This window comes from Brevibacterium sp. CT2-23B, from assembly GCF_013168765.1.
GTDB lineage: Bacteria > Actinomycetota > Actinomycetes > Actinomycetales > Brevibacteriaceae > Brevibacterium > Brevibacterium sediminis.
The window spans coordinates 565,665-583,339 of the sequence record NZ_JABBYK010000002.1 but is presented as its reverse complement, the minus strand read 5'-3'; the positions used below and the strand labels follow the sequence as shown (position 1 = coordinate 583,339).

15 protein-coding genes and 1 pseudogene are annotated in these 17,675 nt (G+C 66.0%); 10 read left to right on the top strand and 6 right to left on the bottom strand.

Annotated features, from left to right (window positions below):
* Window positions 1-39: 39 nt before the first annotated feature.
* Together mnmA and HIM68_RS07860 are read right to left on the bottom strand one after the other, a co-directional pair.
* Entirely contained in the window at window positions 40-1,254 is a 1,215-nt protein-coding gene (mnmA, locus tag HIM68_RS07865) for a tRNA 2-thiouridine(34) synthase MnmA (RefSeq protein ID WP_139468898.1), read from the bottom strand.
* A complete protein-coding gene (locus HIM68_RS07860) occupies window positions 1,251-2,462 on the bottom strand; it encodes a cysteine desulfurase family protein (RefSeq protein WP_172171164.1) in 1,212 nt (403 codons plus the stop codon). Before HIM68_RS07860 ends, mnmA begins: the two co-directional genes overlap by 4 nt.
* A 114-nt stretch (window positions 2,463-2,576) precedes the next feature.
* Between HIM68_RS07860 and HIM68_RS07855 the strand changes: the two genes are divergently transcribed.
* Both HIM68_RS07855 and HIM68_RS07850 read left to right on the top strand, forming a co-directional pair.
* Complete coding sequence (locus HIM68_RS07855; protein ID WP_172171162.1) at window positions 2,577-2,927, top strand: hypothetical protein; 351 nt, start codon at window positions 2,577-2,579, stop codon at window positions 2,925-2,927.
* A gap of 149 nt (window positions 2,928-3,076) precedes the next feature.
* Window positions 3,077-3,469: a hypothetical protein gene (locus HIM68_RS07850; RefSeq protein ID WP_172171439.1), complete on the top strand. Its 393-nt coding sequence runs from the start codon at window positions 3,077-3,079 to the stop codon at window positions 3,467-3,469.
* Window positions 3,470-3,499: 30 nt separating this feature from the next.
* On the opposite strand, the gene HIM68_RS07845 is transcribed toward HIM68_RS07850, so the two are convergent.
* The 3 genes from HIM68_RS07845 to HIM68_RS07835 form a co-directional block, all read right to left on the bottom strand.
* Window positions 3,500-5,131, bottom strand: coding sequence for a hypothetical protein (locus HIM68_RS07845; protein WP_367647469.1), 1,632 nt, complete (start codon window positions 5,129-5,131; stop codon window positions 3,500-3,502).
* Between the two features lie 188 nt (window positions 5,132-5,319).
* Entirely contained in the window at window positions 5,320-6,297 is a 978-nt protein-coding gene (locus HIM68_RS07840; RefSeq protein ID WP_172171435.1) for a tetratricopeptide repeat protein, read from the bottom strand.
* 157 nt (window positions 6,298-6,454) lie between these two features.
* On the bottom strand, window positions 6,455-8,074 hold the full coding sequence (locus HIM68_RS07835; protein WP_367647468.1) for a hypothetical protein: 1,620 nt from the start codon (window positions 8,072-8,074) through the stop codon (window positions 6,455-6,457).
* A gap of 191 nt (window positions 8,075-8,265) precedes the next feature.
* Between HIM68_RS07835 and orn the strand changes: the two genes are divergently transcribed.
* The 3 genes from orn (at window position 8,266) to HIM68_RS07820 (ending at window position 11,036) form a co-directional block, all read left to right on the top strand.
* Complete coding sequence (orn, locus tag HIM68_RS07830) at window positions 8,266-8,886, top strand: oligoribonuclease (RefSeq protein ID WP_268236663.1); 621 nt, start codon at window positions 8,266-8,268, stop codon at window positions 8,884-8,886.
* Window positions 8,887-9,003: 117 nt separating this feature from the next.
* Window positions 9,004-9,375, top strand: a complete 372-nt coding sequence (locus HIM68_RS07825; protein ID WP_172171160.1) for a helix-turn-helix transcriptional regulator — start codon at window positions 9,004-9,006, stop codon at window positions 9,373-9,375.
* Window positions 9,372-11,036: a SulP family inorganic anion transporter gene (locus HIM68_RS07820; protein WP_172171158.1), complete on the top strand. Its 1,665-nt coding sequence runs from the start codon at window positions 9,372-9,374 to the stop codon at window positions 11,034-11,036. Before HIM68_RS07825 ends, HIM68_RS07820 begins: the two co-directional genes overlap by 4 nt.
* 7 nt (window positions 11,037-11,043) lie before the next feature.
* On the opposite strand, the gene HIM68_RS07815 is transcribed toward HIM68_RS07820, so the two are convergent.
* Window positions 11,044-11,964 carry a hypothetical protein gene (locus HIM68_RS07815; RefSeq protein ID WP_172171156.1) on the bottom strand — a complete coding sequence of 307 codons (921 nt, stop codon included), beginning with the start codon at window positions 11,962-11,964 and terminating at the stop codon, window positions 11,044-11,046.
* A gap of 310 nt (window positions 11,965-12,274) precedes the next feature.
* Between HIM68_RS07815 and HIM68_RS07810 the strand changes: the two are divergent.
* From HIM68_RS07810 to HIM68_RS07785, 5 genes and pseudogenes are all read left to right on the top strand, one after another.
* A pseudogene (locus tag HIM68_RS07810) lies at window positions 12,275-12,964 on the top strand ((Fe-S)-binding protein); the annotation flags it as partial.
* Window positions 12,965-13,266: 302 nt separating this feature from the next.
* Window positions 13,267-14,790: a lactate utilization protein B gene (locus tag HIM68_RS07800; protein WP_253903802.1), complete on the top strand. Its 1,524-nt coding sequence runs from the start codon at window positions 13,267-13,269 to the stop codon at window positions 14,788-14,790.
* Window positions 14,787-15,509 (top strand): LUD domain-containing protein, encoded by a 723-nt coding sequence (locus HIM68_RS07795; protein WP_172171154.1) that lies wholly within the window; start codon window positions 14,787-14,789, stop codon window positions 15,507-15,509. Before HIM68_RS07800 ends, HIM68_RS07795 begins: the two co-directional genes overlap by 4 nt.
* A 91-nt stretch (window positions 15,510-15,600) precedes the next feature.
* A complete protein-coding gene (locus HIM68_RS07790; RefSeq protein WP_172171152.1) occupies window positions 15,601-16,335 on the top strand; it encodes a DUF2993 domain-containing protein in 735 nt (244 codons plus the stop codon).
* Window positions 16,336-16,415: 80 nt separating this feature from the next.
* On the top strand, window positions 16,416-17,654 hold the full coding sequence (locus HIM68_RS07785; protein WP_172171150.1) for a M20 family metallo-hydrolase: 1,239 nt from the start codon (window positions 16,416-16,418) through the stop codon (window positions 17,652-17,654).
* The last annotated feature ends 21 nt before the right edge of the window (window positions 17,655-17,675 follow it).

Below are 17,675 nucleotides of genomic sequence, written 5' to 3'. Positions count from 1 at the left end.
ATCGGTCCCGGGGCCGTCGCTTAAGTGAGGTGAAGCGGCTCAGGCGCCGGCGAATTCGGGTGCCGGGGTGATGCGGTCCTTGGCCGTGGAGTCGATGGTGGCCTGGCCGAGGACACGGGTGCCACGGTAGATGACCATGGTCTGGCCCGGGGCCACTCCGGACAGCTCCTCATCGACGTCGACGTGCATGAGCTGCCCGGCCGGACGTGCGGCAGGCACCTCGACCTCGTCGACGATGGGATTGACTTCGTGTTCGGGCGCCTCGGCGACGAATTCGCCGAGCCACGCACGGGCCGGCACCGGATCGGCGTGGGCACGGATCTGCACTTCGCAGTCGATCCCGGTCTCCGGAGTCGAACCCATGTCCGAGGGGGCCGCTCCGGCCCAGGAGGTGCGGATTCCGGTCAGATGCGAGACCGCGAGGTCGGCGCGCGACCCGACGGTGACGGTGTTCGTGGCCGGGTCGAGGCCGGTGACGAAGCGCGGCTTGCCGTCCGCGGCAGGCTTCTCGATGCCGAGTCCCTTGCGCTGACCGATCGTATACGTCATCGCTCCGTCGTGACGCCCAAGCACTTCGCCTTCGGAGTCCTTGATGAGTCCGGGTCGCATCGGGATCTTATCGGCCAGCCAGGCCTTCGTGTCCCCATCGGGGATGAAGCAGATGTCGTAGGAGTCGGGCTTGTTCGCTACGGAGAATCCGCGCTCGGCCGCCTCGGCGCGCACTTCGGCCTTCGACGCCGTCGCACCGATCGGGAAGTAGCAGTGCTCGAGCTGGTCGGAGGTGAGCACACCGAGGACGTAGGACTGGTCCTTGGCCAGATCCTCACCGCGGTGGAGTTCGGGCCGGCCCTCGTCGTCACGCAGCACCTCGGCGTAGTGGCCGGTGGCGATGGCGTCGAAGCCGAGCGCCAGGGCCCGGTCGAGGAGGGCGGCGAACTTGATGCGTTCATTGCAGCGCATGCACGGGTTCGGGGTGCGTCCGGCCGCGTACTCGGCGATGAAGTCATCGACGATGTCTTCCTTGAACCGCTCGGAGAAGTCCCAGACGTAGAAGGGGATGTCGAGCATTCCCGCCACGCGGTGGGCATCGCGGGAGTCTTCGATCGTGCAGCAGCCGCGCGATCCGGTGCGCAGGGTCCCGGGCATCCGGGACAGGGCGAGGTGAACGCCGACGACTTCGTGTCCGGCGTCGACGGCACGGGCGGCTGCGACGGAGGAATCGACTCCGCCGGACATGGCGACGAGTACTCTCATGATGCTCCTTGCATCCATCGGGGTGTTGCCGAAACCATCCCGGCTCGGCGTGCCTGGTCGACGACCTCGGGAAGGGCCGCGAGCAGGGCATCGACATCGGCTTCGGTCGTGTCGTGACCGAGCGTGAAGCGTTGGGTGGTGCGGGCGCTGTCCTCATCCATCCCGCAGGCCAGGAGCACATGGGAGGGACGGGAGACACCGGCGGAACAGGCCGAACCCGTCGAGGTGGCCAGTCCCCTGGCATCGAGACCGAACAGCAGCGAGTCCCCCTCGCAGCCCGGGAACGTGAAGTGGGCGTTGGCCGGCAGGCGGTCCGCTCCGCGCGGACCGGAGAGCACGGCACCGGCGATGCTCGATTCGATTCCCGCGATGAGGCGGTCCCGCAGTCCCGACAGTCGGGCCGACCGGGACTCGAGGTCTGCAGTGACGAGATCGACGGCGGCGGCGAAGGCCACGGCACCGGCGACATCGAGGGTGCCCGAGCGCACGCTGCGCTCCTGTCCCCCGCCGTGGAGGATGGGCGTCGGGCTCGCTGCGCGGTCGAGCAGGAGTGCGCCGATGCCGACGGGGCCGCCGATCTTGTGCGCGGTGATCGTCATGGCCGTCGCCTTGAGTGCCGCGAAGTCGAGCGGGATCTGTCCGAGCGCCTGCACGGCGTCGATGTGGAAGGGAATGCCGAGTTCGGCGGCGATCTCACCGATCTCGGCGATCGGCTGCAGAGTGCCGATCTCGTTGTTCGCGGCCATCACGCTGATGAGCGCGGTGCGTTCGGGTTCGCGGCGCAGTTCGGCGGTCGCCGCGTCCAGATCGAGACGCCCTGCCGAGTCGACGTCCAGGTAGACGGCTTCGGCGCCGAGGCTCTCCAGCCACTCCACGGTCTCGAGGATCGCAGGATGTTCGATCGTCGTCGTCAGCACCCGCGGGCGCGCAGGCTCCGTGAACGTTCCGTTGTTGCGGGCGAGGTAGAGGCCCTTGAGAGCGAAATTGTCCGCCTCGGTGCCTCCGGAGGTGAAGATCACCTCCGACGAGGTGGCCGCACCGACCGCGCGGGCGATTCCTTCGCGTGCTTCTTCGATGCGCATCCGCGCCGCCTGTCCGACCGCATGCAGGGCCGAGGGGTTGGCCCGACGGGCCAGCTCCTTCGTGTACACCTCGAGCACCTCGGCGGGCATCGGCGAGGTGGCTGCGTGATCGAGATAGATGGGCACCCTGCAATTTTAGGGCGTGAGCCAGGCTACGGCCAGGATCCGTGCGGCATCTCACCTGCGTAGCGGCACATCCGGACGAGTTGCCCGCCGGTGTGGCCGACTAAACTGGTCTCCGTGTTCACCGTTTTCACCATCGTCCTCTATGCCGCCACCGGCATCCTGACCCTGTGGTCGATCGTCGAGACCTTCCGCAACCGTCCGGCCGGCAAGGCCCTGCTCGGCGGTGCCGCTCTGCTTCTGCTGCTGCTCATCGTGCAGCTGATCATCTCGATTGCGACCTTCGGCTCCACACATGATGTCGACCCGCTGCTCTACTTCGGCTACATCATCACGGCGATCATGGTCATGGCGCTGGCCGGGTTCTGGGCGTTCGCGGAACTGAGCCGCTGGGGGCCGGGTGTGCTGGCCGCGGCAGGACTGACGGTGATCGTGATGATCGAGAGATTGGACCAGATTTGGCAGTGACCAGGCGCAATCGGTTCGGCGGGGACTCCGCCGACGATGCGAACTCAGCAGGCAGCGCGAATAAGGCAGGCAATGCGAAGTCAGCGGGCGACGCGGACTCCACGGCCGCCTCGGCGAGGGGACAGACGGGACGGTCGCCGTTCTCGGCGATGCATACCGGACCGGGACGGGCGCTGACGGCGGTGTACGGGGTCTTCGCGCTCTCGGCCACGGCCCGGGCGGGCTACCAGCTCATCCGCGAATTCGATGTCGCGCCGATCGCGTACTCGCTCTCGGCCTTCGCTGCGGTGATCTACATCCTCGCCACGGTCTGCCTGGTCATCGGCAACCGCGTCTCGCACCGGATCGCCGTCGCGGCCTGTGCGATCGAGTTCCTCGGCGTCATCGTCGTCGGCATCCTCAGCCACACCCACCCCGAGGACTTCGCAAAGCCGTCGGTGTGGTCGAACTTCGGCAGCGGATACGGCTGTATTCCGCTGCTCCTGCCGCTCATCGGCCTGTGGTGGCTGCTGCGCGTCGGCCGCCGCGCCAGCCGCGGCTGACAATCCACGCGAACCGCGGCTGAGCCCGGGTCACTCCACCTTGGAGGACAGGACGTTCCAGTCGGTGGCGACGGCGGTGAGTTCATCACCGGTCTTCATCAGCACATAGGGGTGCGCGGTGTCGACCTTGATGGTGTCGCCCTCTTTGTCGTTCGTCTTCACGGCTTCGACGGTGTCGCCGAGGTCGAGTGCGTAGTCCGACGGAGCCTTGATCGTCAGGGTGCACCGCACTTCGCCCATTCCGATCGCACCGTTCTCGGTGCTCAAGGTCATGTCCTCGAACTTGAGGTCCTCGTAGGGCTTGCAGTCGACGTCGACCTTGTCGAAGCCGGAGTCCTTGTCCCGCAGGTCACCCAGGTAGTCGCGGAATCCCTTGAATCCGCCTTCCTTGAGCCCCTCGGGACCCCCGGATTTCGCCTTGCCGTCAACGAGGAACGACGAGACATCACCGGACGCGGTCGTCAGATCCTCGGAGAAGTCCTCGGGTCCCTTCTCCACGGCGCCGCTGTCATCGGCCATGAGGGTCGGCATCTGGTCGGTGGGGATATAGGACGCCGAACGCACGAGCGGATCGGTCGACGCCGATTCCCGCGTCACCAGCATCACCTGGGTCAGCTGCTTGTCCCCGTCCGTGGACTTCTTGTCCGCGGTGCCGAAGGCGTAGAACCACATCGGATATTCGGTGAAGTTCGGGCTGCCGGCGACGACCTCGGTGAAGTTCGGTGCGCGCAGCTTCTGCTTCGCCTTGTCCGCGATCTGGATCTGCGCGCGGGTGTGGTCGATGAGCGGTGCCGCCTGGATCTTGTCGAGGTCCGAGCCCTTGTCGCCGAGGGTCTTGTCCAGCGATTCCGTGTAGTTCGTCATGAACTTCCCGGCTTCACCCGGGCGCACCGCCGTGCGCTCGTACGGAGTGGTGTCCGGGCTACTGGGTTTGGCGATCGGCATATTCGCACAGCCACTGAGCACGAGTCCGGTGCCCAAGACGGAGGCCGTCACCGCGCGGAAGGACCGCCGGTTCCGCAGATCCCGTCGCCGAGGCGGGGCTTGGCCGGCCGTGTCCGGCTGCACTGTCGAGATCGGCTGGGTCGCCGGTCCCGGCTCGCCCTTGACCGTGCGGTCTGCGGCCGGTTCCCGGCCGTCACGGCCGGAGCTGCTGCCGGCTCCGGGCCCGGGTCCGCTGTCGTTGCTGTCGGGTTCACTGCCGCTCGGGGGTCCGACGTCCTTCTTCGGCGGGCGGATGCGCGAGGCCCACCAGCGCATGAAGAAGAACACCGAGAATCCGGCGAGGATGATCGTGCCGGCAATGCCGAGCAGGCTGAGTGCGAACACGCCCTTGACGCGCATCTGGAGACTCACCGTCGTTCCGTCGAGGCTGTCATCGGAGTTCGCAGGAGCGATGACGAGCACCTGCGGTTCGGCATCGAGGTCGAAGGTCTTCGCGACCGTCTTTCCCGTGTCCGAGCTGATCCACCAGTCGCGATCGGCGATATCGGCCTCAGGCTTCGCATCACCGGGAGTGAACCGGTGGGAGGCGGAGTTCGGGAACGACACATCACTGATCTGCTCCTGCGCCACCCCGTCGAGATAGCTGTCGGCGTCGACCCCGCTGGCGGTGCCGACGAACAGCTCCGTGCCCTTCGAGTTCTTCGCCGTCACGGTCACGCTCGAACCCGAATAGGGCACGATCGCCTCGTCGAGGACGACGGCATAAGCCCCCTCCTTGACCTTGAAGGCCGGCGTCTCGGTGATCTCGTCGGTCCCGACGACCGAGAGCGCAGAGATGACCAGTCCGGCGAGCGTGAGTGCCGCTACGCCGAAGAGGATGGCGGTGATGAGTCGGATTCGCTGGATCAGAACAGTGCCCTCATGAGTGCGGTCCGTGCCTTGGTCACGGCTGGGTCGTCGGCGCCGAGGACCTCGAAGAGATCGAGGACCCGCAGGCGCAGGGACTCCTTCTCATCACCCGCGGTGGTGCGGATGAGAGAGATGAGTCGGTTGAAGGCGCTACCTGCTTTGCCGCTGACCACTTCGGCGTCGGCCGCGGCCTTCGCGGCTTCGACGTTCTTGGGGTCCGCATCGGCGGCGGCGATGAGATCGGCCGGTTCCTGGTCGATGAGGCGGCGGCCCAGGCCTGCACGGGCGAGACCGAACTTCGCCTCCTCATCGGCAGGAGAGTTCGCCAGCGCGGCTTTGAACAGGTTCTCGGCTGTGTCGAAGTCGCCCTTGGCGAGTGCCTCTTCGGCCTCCGGGTGGGCAGGGCCGGCCGGTTCGGGCTCGGCTCCCCCGACGGCCGCATGCCCGGTCACACCGTTCTCACCTGCGAGCTTGAGCAGCTCGTCGAAGTACGCCTGGACCTGAGGTTCGGGCAGAGCGCTCTGGAACAGCGGCACGGGCTGCCCCTTGATGAGGGCGACGACCGTCGGGATCGACTGAACGCCGAAGGCCTGCTGCAGACGCGGGTTCGCATCGACGTCGACCTTGGCCAGCACCAGACGTCCCCCGTAGGAGGTGACGACGCGTTCGAGGATCGGCGAGAGCTGTTTGCAGGGTTCGCACCATTCGGCCCACAGGTCGATGACGACGGGCACACGGTCGGAGATCGCCACCAGGCTGGTGAACGTCGATTCGTCGACGTCGAAGACCAGTCCCGGAACGGCGACCGCATTCGGATCCCCACCGGCCGGGCCGCCGGCAGCACCGTCAGCACCGGCTCCCGCACCGGCGGCGTGACCGGCCTGACCGGCCTGTTCGGCGGGCATGTTCTTGCTGCGCACCGCCGACAGGTCGAGTCCCTGATTGGGCTGCGTGCTCTCCTGCGAGGGATCCATTGACACGTGGTCTCCTTTGTGACGCGGTCGGTGGGCTCGGCGCAAACCGTGACGCACCTGGTCCATGCTTATCCAACAGAACGTATCAACACCGGTGCGCCCACGGCTATTTCCTCAGCCGTCAGGGAAGGAACACCACGGTGCCGACCCTTCCGCCTCAGCCTGCTTCGGCTCCGGCGAGAGTCTCGAGACCGCCGATGAGCTTGACCTTGCCGTCCTTGGGGACGAGGAAGGTGAGCACCTGGGTGGTCTTCGTCGTCACCGGCTCCTTGGTCGTCGCGGAACCGACGAGTTCCTTCTGCGGCGACGACAGCGACAGGGTGCCGGTGCGACCCTCCTTCGACTCGGGGCTGATCGTCGATTCGGCGTCGATGACTCCGGTGACGATGGCGGCGTCCCCGGCGGTGCCCTGGGCGACGAGCTCCTTGCCCGGAGTGTACTTGTACTTCACCTCGGCCTTGCCTTCTTCGGCACTGGCCTTCTGGTCCTTCTGGTTCTTCCAGATGGACTTCGAGAAGTCATCGGACTCGAACTTCTTCGCCTCCTTCGAGTCCGCCCCGCTGCCGAGGGCCTTAGCGTAGTCGGCGACGGCCTTCTCCGGAGTGGTGACGAAGTCCTTGGATCCGGGTTCGAGCATCTTCGCCCCCTGACGCGAGTCGGGCAGCTCGGGCAGCTTCGTGCCGGCCGTCAGCTGGGTCTGCGACCACAGTTTGTAATTGCTGCGCGGATCCTCCTGGGTCAGCACGAGCAGCTGCGAATTCCCACCAGCGGAGGTGATCAGGCTGGTCACGCGCGGCCAGGCATCGGTGGCCGAGGTGTAGTTGGCGACGATCTCTTCGCTGGCCACCTCCGGCGCCATCTTCTGGTCTTCGACATCGTCTTTCACCTTGTACAGGTCTTCGCGCTGTTTGAGCGCGGGACCGGCGGCACGTTCGGCCAGTGCCTTCTTATCGGTCTTCTTGTCCGCGGCCTTGACGTCGGCGGCCACGGAGTCGAGGATCCGCTTGGCCTGGTCATCGGTGACACCCGCGGCCGCGGAACTCGGAGCCTCGGAGGGTTCGGGCTTCGGCAGCTCTTCGGGCCCGCAGGCGCTCAGGGCGAGCACGGGGACGACGGCGAAGGCGGTGCCGTATTCGGCGAGCTTGCGGCGGCGCTCCTGGCGCGCCTTGCGGCGGTTCGCTTCCTTCTTCGAGTTGTTCGCACCGAGGAAGAGGAGGACGACGCCGACAACGAAGAGGACACCGCCGATGATCATCAGCGGGAGCGCCCAGGGGGTCTCGGCGTGGTTGGGCCAGGTGAGGGTCACGGATTTGACGGCTCCGGCTTCGCCGTCACCGGCAATGAGGAATCCGGTGCGGTTGGCCTCGTCGTTCCATTCCAGCTCCACCGAATCGGTGCCGGTGACTTCCGACTGCCACAGATCGGCCCCGGCGGGATTGGGAACCTTGCCCTCACCATCGGTCGCCTTGGTCGTGAGCTTGCCGCCTTCGGCGAGTCCGGTGACGCGGTCATAGGCTGATTGTCCCGCCCAGGCTTCGACGTTCTCGATCGGAGCTTGGGCGATCGTGAGGTCACCGCTGCCCTTGACCGTGAGTGTGGTCGGGGTTTCGTAGAGGTTGAGCATTCCGGGGTCGACGACGACCGCCGGTTTGTCGGCGTCGATCTGTGCGGTGGCAGTGATCGTATCCTCCGGCGCCCACAGGGTCTTCTGCAGGATGCCGAGGCCACCGACGACGACACCCACCACCATGAGAATCACAGCGAATGTGTAACGCACGAGCGAACCTTCCCTCAGCCGAGCAAAAATGGCACCCCAGTTCGGGGACTCTTCAAGTTTAAGTCACATCCCGGACATCGCCTTTGTGCGCACGCTCAGTGTGTGTCGACGTTCACACGCCCAAGCCGCGCAGCGGCGCCGATTGCGCCCCGGAATGTCCCGTTCCCTGCTGTCTGCCCTAAGCTGGGCGAGTGAGCAACAACAGAATTGTGTGGATCGACTGCGAAATGACCGGCCTCGACGAGGTGCGGGACGAACTCATCGAGGTGGCTGCGATCGTCACCGACTTCGAGCTCAACCCCCTCGACGACGGAATCGACATCGTCATCAAGCCCTCGGCGGAGGCACGGGCGAACATGAACGAATTCGTCACGAACATGCACACCACCTCGGGCCTGATCACCGAGCTCGACGCGGGCACCACCGTCGCCGAGGCGCAGACCCGAGTCCTCGAATACGTGAAGAAGCATGTCCCCGAGGCCGGCAAGGCACCGCTGGGAGGGAACTCGGTCGGCACCGACAAGGTGTTCCTCACCAAACAGATGCCCGAACTCGTCGAGCACCTGCACTACCGGATCATCGATGTCTCCTCGATCAAGGAACTGTCCAAGCAGTGGTTCCCACGCGCCTACTTCCAGGCACCGGCCAAGCACGGTGGCCACCGTGCACTCGGAGACATCATCGACTCGATCATCGAGCTCCAGTACTACCGGAAGGCCGTGTTCTCCGCCGAGGGGCCGAGTTCCGATGAGGCGAAATCGATTGCCGCCGAGGTGGCCGAGGCCTACCCGAAGGCGACCGACGAGGACTGACCGCCGCCTTCCGAGGCGATCGTGAGCACAGCCCGGTTCCGCAGCTGCGGAACCGGGCTGTTCATTCTCTGAGACCAGCCGGATCTGAACCCGAGCGTTCGATATGATGGTTTCATCATGCCATTGAATCAGCTTCAGCGACCCCTGTACGAGGTCAAGGCGAACCTCTTCAAGGGCCTCGCCCACCCCTTCCGCATCCGCATCCTCGAGCTGCTGTCCGGCAACGACGAGGTCAGCGTGGCCGATCTGCAGGCCGAGACCGCGCTCGAGGCCTCGCACCTCTCGCAGCATCTCGCAGTGCTGCGGCGCCACCGTCTCGTCGAATCCGAACGTCGGGCCAGCCATGTCTACTACCGCCTCGCCGACCGGCGCACCGCCGAGCTGCTCGCGGTGGCCAGGAGCCTGCTGCTGACGATGCTCGAAGACGATGAGCAGCGACTCGCCGAAGCCCGTTCGCTGCCGAAGATCTCGGGCCCTGATACGGCATGAGCCCGACATCTCCGCTGCGCCGCACCCGATCTCTGCTGCCGTCGGTCGCCGACTACCGTGAGACCCGCCGCTCCTGGCCGAAGGACCTCCTCGCCGGCGCCACTGTCGGCATCGTCGCCCTGCCCCTGGCTCTGGGCTTCGGAGTCAGCTCCGGGCTCACTGCCGAACAGGGACTCATCACCGCAATCGTCGCAGGCTTCCTCGCCGCGGTCTTCGGCGGATCCCACCTGCAGATCTCCGGTCCCACCGGTGCCATGGCCGTCGTCCTCGTGCCGATCGTCGCCAGCCACGGCGCCGAGGCCGTCATCGCCGTCACCCTCATCGCCGGACTCATCGTCGTCGTGGCCGGACTGCTGCGGCTCGGCCGGACGGTGTCCTTCATCCCCTGGCCGGTGATCGAAGGCTTCACCGTCGGCATCGCTGCGATCATCTTCCTCCAACAGGTGCCGTTCGTGACGACCCCCGATGATCTGGCTCCGGGCGAGGTGAGCACGAATGCCTTCGCCGCCGCCGTGCAGCTCGTTTCATCGGCGGACTGGTCGTATCTGCCCTACTCCCTGGGTGCGGTCGCGATCGTCGCCGTCTGCATGCTGCTGGCTCCGAAGTTCCATGAGTCGATCCCCGGATCATTGGTCGGCATCATCGTCGTCACCGTGCTCGCCGGAATCGTGCCCAATCCCCTGGCCACGATCGAAGAGATCCCCCAGTCGCTGCCGACCCCCAGCCTGCCGGTCGTCGACCCGGCCTCCCTGCCGTCACTGCTGCCGGCGGCGGGCACGATCGCCGCGCTCGCGGCCATTGAGTCGCTGCTGTCGGCCAGGGTCGCCTCGTCGATGTCCGACGCCGGCGCCTACCAGCCTGACCGTGAGCTCGTCGGCCAGGGCGTCGCCTCGATCGGATCGTCGCTCTTCGGCGGCATCCCTGCCACCGGTGCCATCGCCCGCACCTCCGTGAACATCCGTGCCGGCGGTCGCACGCGCCTGGCCTCGATCGTCCACGCGGCCGTGCTGCTGCTCATCGTGCTGGTGGCTGCGGGACCGGTGAGTCGGATTCCGCTGGCGGCCCTCGGCGGAGTCCTCTTCGTCACGGCGGTCCGGATGGTCGATCTCAAGACGATGCGGTCGATTCTGCGCTCGACGAAGTCCGATGCCTTCGGGTTCGTCATCACTGCGCTCATCACCATCTCATTCGACCTCATCGTCGCCGTGGGCATCGGCGTCGTCGTTGCCGCGGTCTTCGCTCTGCGGAAGCTGTCGTCGATGACCTCGGTGCGCATCGAACGACTCTCGGAATCAGAGTCCGAGTATCCGGGTGATGAGAGGATCGCCATCGTCCATTTCCACGGACCGCTGTTCTTCGCCTCGGCCGATCGCATCTCGGATGAGGTTCTGAGGCTGCGGGGAGTCGAGGTCGTCGTGCTGCGCATGTCGCAGCTCGAACTCGTCGACGCCACCGGCGCACACATCCTCACCGATATGGTCACAGCCTTCGAACGCCGCGGGATCACTGTGCTCATCAAGGGCGTCAGAGACAGCCAGGCCGGACTGTTCGAACAGGTCGGGGTGCTCGCCGCACTGCGCCACCACAAGCATCTCTTCGATGAGCTGCCTGCTGCCCTCGCCCATGCCCGCTCGCATGTGGAGCGGGCACGGCACAGCTGATCGTGCCTCAGCCGGCCTTCTTCTCGGGGCGGGCGAAGATGTTCGACGGGAAGGCACCTGACTTCGCAATGACGCGCAGCAGGTCACGGCTCGGCGAGAGCAGAGATTCGATCGTCTGATCGTCAAGCACCGACCACGCGGCTGCAACGGTGCCGTCGGTGAGGGCTTCGACCTGCTCCTTCAGGTCACGTCCCGCCTCGGTGATGGTGGGGAGGTCGTGCCCGCGTTCATCCTTGTCCACGGTGATCAGCCCCGCCTCGGCGAGCCTGGACTGCGCGGTCTGCCATTCCTCATCCGTGTAGCCGCGTGTCCTCTGTGCCGCTCGCGGACGGAACCCGGCACCGGTCGCGACGTCGAGCATGAGGGCGTCGATTCCGGGCACACCGGCCGTGACGAGGGAGGCGACATGGCCGTCGCCGCGGAATTCGCGGGCCACGGTCGCCACGTCCCACATCTTCTCGAATGCGGTGGCCGCCTGGTGGCCGCCGATGACGTCGGCGGTGGCTGCGGCCAGGGTGCGGCCGGAGAAGTCCATGGCGGCGAGCACGGGTGCCAGCGTCTCCGTCACCTGGGTGGCCGCCTCGGTGAGCAGGGCGATGTCATCACGGTCACCGAAGAGTTCGGCCATGTACGCGCCCACTGCGTCGAAGCGGGCCTGGACCATCTGCTCCGGGCTCACCGTCTCCCACAGGCGCGGCAGCATTCCGGCGACGAAATTCGGGGAATAGTTGTAGTACGCGGCGGACACGACTCCGGGATTCACCCGTCCCAACGGAGCCGAACGGGCGGCCATATTGCCTTCGACACCGGGTTCGAGTCCGTACTCGGCGTACTCGGCGCCGACCGTCTGCGAGAAGTAGATCGACGAGTGGAAGGAGTTGATGCGGGCCGAGACCGTTCTGATGTTCTGTGTGCGCTGGGAATCCATATCGTCATCCTATGGGCGGTCTCCTCCCAGGTAAATGGGTCTGCGCGTGCGTCGCTGCCCGCACCGACCGGCGCAGGTCAATAGCGCAGTCTCATAGGTCCTAAATCGCTTTCCCCTCCCCCGAGGCGGCCGGACTCCCGCGTCGATCCTCGCACCGGCGCGCCCGTCCGGTCGCGCACATTTGCCGCGTCAGGACCCGGTGCTACGGTCTGAGCATGGAGTGACACGGACCGTTTGCGACCACGGCATCGTCCCGGTCGGAAGCCGATCCCGCCAACCGCATCAGCACAGCGTCCGGCTTGGAGGTCAGATGAGGATCGCACTGTTCGCCACCTGCATCGTCGATGCGATGTATCCCGAGGTTGCGCAGGCAACCGTGAGAATTCTGCGCCGACTCGGCCATGAGGTGATCTTCCCCGAAGGCCAGTCGTGCTGTGGGCAGATGCACATCAACTCCGGCAAGTTCGCGCAGGCCGAACCGGTCATCGCCAATCACGTCCGCGCCTTCACGAGCACCGAATGGGATGTCGCCGTCGCCCCGTCCGCTTCATGCGTGGCCTCGCTCGGCCACCAGCAGCCGATGGTCGCCACCCGGGTGGGCAATGATGCCCTGGCTTCCGAGGCCGCCGAGGTGGCCGGCCGCACCTATGAGCTCACCCAGTTCCTCACCGACGTCCAAGGCGTCACGGATGCCGCGGCCGATCTCGGTTCCTATTTCCCGCACCGTGTGACGTATCACCCGTCGTGCCACGGAATGCGGCTGCTGCGCCTCGGCGATCGGCAGTCCTCCCTCGTCCGGTCCGTCGAGGGCATCGACTTCGTCGAACTGCCTCTGGCCGATTCCTGCTGCGGCTTCGGCGGCACTTTCTCCGTGAAGAACCCGGAGGTGTCCTCGGCGATGCTCGCCGACAAGGTCCGCACGATCCAGGCGACCGAAGCCGATGTCTGCACCGGCGGTGATGCCTCCTGTCTGCTGCACATCGGCGGGGGAATGTCGCGGTTCGAACGCACCGGAAGCTTCGACGGCGCCCCGGACGTCACCGCCGTCCACGTCAAGGAGACGAGTTCGACCGATGAGCGGGGGCACACGACCGAGACGCTGACGACGGTCGTCGGTGCCGACGATGACGACCACCTCACCCCAGGCCATCGGGGCACCTCTCCGGCTGAGCCGAGCGGCACCCAGTCCGGGTTCCGCGTCGGTCAGGCCGCGGTCCATCTGGCCCGGATCCTCGCGTCGACGAAGGAGGACCCGCTGCGGGTGCCGAGCGAAGGAGCAGAAGTGAGCGGAGGGAGCCTGCGATGACCTTTCTGGGAATGCCGCTGCTGCCGTCGAAGCAACGCAGCGATCTGCCCGGCGGGCAGGGCAACATCATCGAAGCCGAGGCCTTTCCAGACGTCTCGCACGAACATCTGAGCAACCAGCAGCTGCGCAACAACATCGGCCACGCCACCTCGACGATTCGGTCCAAGCGCGCCGAGGTCGTCTCCGAGCTCGACGACTGGGAAGCCCTGCGCGACGCCGGTGAGACCACGAAGAACGAAGTGATGGCGAACCTGCCGGAATACCTCGCGCAGTTCGAAGAGGCATTCACCGCTGCCGGCGGCATCATCCACTGGGCCCGCGACGCCGATGAGGCCAATGCCATCGTCACCGGACTCGTCGAGGACAATGCGCCGATGCTCGAGACCGGTCGTCGCGAGGTCATCAAGGTCAAGTCGATGGCCACCCAGGAGATCGGACTCAACGAGCACCTCGAGGCCGAAGGCATCGATGCGTTCGAGACGGATCTGGCCGAGCTCATCGTCCAGCTCGGCGAGGACAAACCCAGCCACATCCTCGTTCCCGCCATCCACCGCAACAGGGATGAGATCCGTGAGATCTTCATGGACAAGATGCCCGACGCCGGGGAGCTGACGAACGAACCGGCCGTCCTCGCCGAGGCGGCCCGCCGACACCTGCGCCACAAATTCCTCACCACGAAGGTCGCGATCTCCGGAGCGAACTTCGGCATCGCGGAGACCGGCACCCTCGGCGTCGTGGAGTCCGAGGGCAACGGGCGCATGTGCCTGACCCTGCCGGAGACGCTCATCACCGTCATGGGCATCGAGAAGCTGCTGCCGAGGTTCGCCGATCTCGAGGTGTTCCTGCAGCTGCTGCCACGCTCGTCGACGGGTGAGCGGATGAACCCGTACACCTCGTTCTGGACGGGGAAGTCCGAGGGGGATGGTCCGCAGAACGTCCATCTCGTTCTCCTCGACAACGGACGCACCCGGGCCCTGGCCGATGAGCACGGGCGTACGGCGCTCAACTGCATCCGCTGCTCGGCATGCATGAACGTCTGCCCCGTCTACGAACGCACCGGCGGCCACGCCTACGGCTCGACCTATCCGGGACCGATCGGAGCGATCCTGTCCCCGTTGCTCACGGGAGTCGAAGAGCAGGGCAACGGTTCGCTGCCGTACGCGTCGAGCCTGTGCGGCGCCTGCTACGACGTTTGCCCCGTGAAGATCAACATCCCGGAGATCCTCGTCCATCTGCGGGGCGAAGATGTCAAGGCCAACCACTCCCCTGTGTCCTCCCAGCTCGACGCCGCCCTCACCGGTGCGTCGTGGATGATGGGCGACGGGAAGCGGATGGCCGCGGCGGAGAAGGGACTGCCTCTCGCGCACAAGGTCACCGGCGGTGAGCAGATCAACGCCCTGCCCGGTATCGCCGGCGCCTGGACCTCGAGCCGGGACATCCCGGCCCTGCCCGAGAAGAGCTTCCGACAGCTGTGGGCCGAAGAGGAAGCAGACAACCGCGACGAGGAGGGACAGCGATGACAGACGCCGCCCGCGAGGAGATCCTCGCCCGCATCAGCGAAGCACTCGGTCGCCGCGGCGGCGGGGAATACGTGTCGTCGTCTCCGCAGACGGCGGTACCGGGCACCGTTGGCACGGCACATGCAGTATCCGGTGGGGTCGCCTCGGCGAACACTGCCGCCACGGCCGCCGACGCCGGATACCACCATGAGGGCACACACACGGGTGAGGACCTCGTCGAGCTGCTCATCGACCGTCTCGTCGACTACAAGGCCAACGTCCACCGCGCCGACGGCGACCCGAGCGCGACGGTCGCCGAACTCATCGGCGACCATTCCTCGGTCGTCGTCCCCCGCGGCCTCGACTCGTCCTGGCTGGCGGGGTACTCCGGTGATGTGCGGGTCGATGCTCCGTGTGAGGAACTCAGCGTCGACGAACTCGACGCTCAGGGGGCGGTGGTGACCGCCTCGGCGGTGGCGATCGCGCAGACGGGCACCATCGTCCTCGACGGATCGGACGAGTGCGGACGGAGGGCGATCACGCTCGTGCCCGACCATCACGTGTGCATCGTCCGGACGGACGACATCGTCGACATCGTCCCCGAGGGAATCTCCCGGCTCGACGCGCACGCACCGCTGACGTTCATCTCCGGCCCCTCGGCCACGAGCGACATCGAGCTCAGCCGGGTCGAAGGAGTCCACGGACCGCGCACCCTCGACGTCATCATCCTCAGCAGTTGAGCGCAGCGAGGACCTTCGACTCGGCCGAGCCGGCGAGCGCACTCGGACCGGCGAATGCGAACGGACCGGCGAGTGCGGAACAATGGAGCCCATGACCACGGCGCAGACCCTTCAGTACCCGCGGCCGGATGACCGGCCTCGACGTCGCAGTCGGCGGACGACGTTCATCGTCTCCGCGGTCGTCATCGTCCTCACCCTCATCATCGGCAGTGTCGCGGCCGACCGCATCGTCGACTACACCACGGAGCAGCGCATCGCCGACGGACTTGCCGACTACGGTGAAGCCGAGGTCTCCGTCGAAGGCTTCCCCATCCTCACGCAGCTGGCTTCCAGAGAACTGAACACGGTGCATGTCACCGCCGATGAGGCCACCTATGAGGGTGTCGACTTCACCGATGTCGATGCGAAGCTCTATGACGTTCCCACCGGCGGGTCGAAGCCGATCGGCACCGTCGACGGCACTGCGGTGCTCCCCCACTCGACCCTCGACGAGCTCGCCGCCGAACATGCGAACCTGCCCGAGGGGATGTCGTTCACGACCGTCGACGGCGAACTCTTCCTCAAAGGGTCGATGCTCGGTCAGGATCTGCTTGTGGGCATCGACCCGAAGGCCGACGGCAGGCGGGCCGTCGTCGACGCGACGACGATCAAGCTGGGTTCGGCGGAGTTCTCCCTTGATCGCCTGCCTGGCTTCCTCACCTCTGAGATCTCCGATATCGTCATCGATCTCGACTTCCTGCCCGCCGGACTCGAACTCACCGACATCACCGCCACCGACTCGGGACTGCAGGTCCGCCTCCACGGTTCCGGCGTCAGCCTGCAGTAGACGAACCCAACAGAACCTGCGTGAAGATTCGGGGTCGCGGAAGCTCCGGCACTGACTTATGAGAGGACTCAATGATGAGCATGATCACTCCCGCACGCGAACGCGTCGACTCCGAACTCACCGAGCTGTCGACATTGACTGACTCCGATCGTCCCGGTTGGACGAGGCGCGCCCTGAGCGAATTCGACGTTTCGGGTCGAGAATTCGCCCGCAGACTCATGCGACAGTCCGGGATGGACACCCGCGTCGACGGCGCCGGCAATGTCATCGGAGTGCTGCCCGGCCGCCTCGGTGGTCGTCAGATCATGCTCGGATCGCATACCGACACCGTCGACGGAGGCGGACGTTTCGATGGGATCACCGGAGTGCTCGGCGCAATCGAGGTAGTGCGGCTCATCCGGGAGCACGACATCCTCGTCGATCACGATCTTGTGGTCGTGGTGTTCTTCAACGAGGAGCCCAATGACTTCGGCCTCTTCTGCGTCGGCTCCCGCGCGATGACCGGTCAGGTCGACCGTCAGACCCTAGCCATGACGGATCCCACCGGACGTTCTCTGGCAGACGCACTGCCTGATTCCCGTATCGACCCCGACGACTTCCTCTCCGCCTCCTACGATTTCAATCCGGTCACGGCCTTCCTCGAACTCCACATCGAGCAGGGCCCAGAGCTCGAACGGGCGGGGCGACAGATCGGCGTCGTCGAGACAATCACTGGTATCAATCACTTCCGGGCCCTCTTCACCGGCCGCCAGGACCATGCGGGTACGACTCCGATGGACGTACGGGCCGATGCCGGCTGCGCGGCGGCTGGAACGGTGCTCGCCGTAGAATCGATCGCCGAGTCCGGATTGAATACTCGAGGCACCAGCGGACAGATCAGCTTCACTCCCGAGGCAGTCAACGTCGTTTCGCAGATCGCAAGCTTCGAAGGAGAGTTCCGAGGCCCCGAAGGCTCCTGGCTCAACGAAGCTCAGCGCCGCCTCACTGCGGCGGCGGGGAACGAGGCCGAGAAGCGCGGAGTCGAGGTCGAAATCGAATGGACCACCGATGATGCGCCGGTCCCCCTGCATGAGCCGATCACTTCCACAATCACTGAGGTGGCCGACGATTTCGGTCTCTCGCGCGCAACCATGTTCTCGGGTGCCGGTCATGATGCTGGAATCATCGCTGCAAAGACCCAGGTGGGAATGATCTTCGTTCCGTCTGTCGACGGCCGCAGCCATTGTCCCGAAGAGTTCACCGACTTTGCCGACATCATGCCCGGCATCTCTGTCCTTCTCGAAACCATTCTGCGCATCGACCGCCGCAGTCGCGGCTGACCGCGGGGGCGGGTAATGTTC

Bases quoted from the DNA above. Each gene is read 5' to 3' on its own strand.
- mnmA (WP_139468898.1), bottom strand. From the start codon at position 1,254: ATGAGAGTACTCGTCGCCATGTCCGGCGGAGTCGATTCCTCCGTCGCA.
- HIM68_RS07850 (WP_172171439.1), top strand. From the start codon at position 3,077: ATGCATACCGGACCGGGACGGGCGCTGACGGCGGTGTACGGGGTCTTC.
- HIM68_RS07840 (WP_172171435.1), bottom strand. From the start codon at position 6,297: ATGGATCCCTCGCAGGAGAGCACGCAGCCCAATCAGGGACTCGACCTG.
- HIM68_RS07825 (WP_172171160.1), top strand. From the start codon at position 9,004: ATGCCATTGAATCAGCTTCAGCGACCCCTGTACGAGGTCAAGGCGAAC.
- HIM68_RS07820 (WP_172171158.1), top strand. From the start codon at position 9,372: ATGAGCCCGACATCTCCGCTGCGCCGCACCCGATCTCTGCTGCCGTCG.
- HIM68_RS07815 (WP_172171156.1), bottom strand. From the start codon at position 11,964: ATGGATTCCCAGCGCACACAGAACATCAGAACGGTCTCGGCCCGCATC.
- HIM68_RS07800 (WP_253903802.1), top strand. From the start codon at position 13,267: ATGACCTTTCTGGGAATGCCGCTGCTGCCGTCGAAGCAACGCAGCGAT.
- HIM68_RS07795 (WP_172171154.1), top strand. From the start codon at position 14,787: ATGACAGACGCCGCCCGCGAGGAGATCCTCGCCCGCATCAGCGAAGCA.
- HIM68_RS07790 (WP_172171152.1), top strand. From the start codon at position 15,601: ATGACCACGGCGCAGACCCTTCAGTACCCGCGGCCGGATGACCGGCCT.
- HIM68_RS07785 (WP_172171150.1), top strand. From the start codon at position 16,416: ATGATCACTCCCGCACGCGAACGCGTCGACTCCGAACTCACCGAGCTG.